At 50.5% G+C, this 547-nt stretch carries 1 protein-coding gene; it reads left to right on the forward strand.

Translation table 11 applies throughout. The annotated features are described in order from the left end of the window. Nucleotides 1-170 precede the first annotated feature (170 nt). Nucleotides 171-547, forward strand: a 377-nt coding sequence (locus tag NK638_RS12440) for a PhoD-like phosphatase N-terminal domain-containing protein (RefSeq protein ID WP_274633250.1), incomplete at its 3' end; no start/stop codon positions are given.

The raw sequence follows: 547 nt of genomic DNA on the forward strand, positions 1-547 counted from the left end.
TGCGTTCCCAGAGGCTGCGCAAAATTCATCCCAGTAGCGCTATGACATTTTTAGAATGTATCGACTATAGATATAACGCCAATAGGCAGGTTAACGATTGCGTCACGCTGTCTATTACGATAGATTATCAGTCAATGGACTTTACTTATGTATCAGATCAAGGATGAAGGATGAAAAGACGTGATTTTATAAAAATAGGCGGTCAAGCGACCGTGGCGGGGACTCTATTGACGCAGCTGAGCGCCTGCTCATCAGACGATGACGAGCGCCCCGTGGTAGCACTAGACGACGTCGATGACTTGGGTTACCAAGGTGCTCAGCCCTTTGTACATGGCGTCGCAAGTGGCGACCCACTACAAGATAGGGTGATACTGTGGACCCGTATCACCAATGACGGCAGTATTGATGCCACCAGCATCCCTGTCGGCTATAAGGTCGCCACAGACCTTGATCTGACCAATATCGTCGCCCAAGGTCGCGCTATTGCCACCGCCGCCTCTGACTTTACCATCAAAGTCGATCCCACCTCCCTTCAGCCTGATACCAC

Origin of the sequence: Psychrobacter sp. A3 (genome assembly GCF_028823565.1) — a bacterium.
GTDB lineage: Bacteria > Pseudomonadota > Gammaproteobacteria > Pseudomonadales > Moraxellaceae > Psychrobacter > Psychrobacter celer.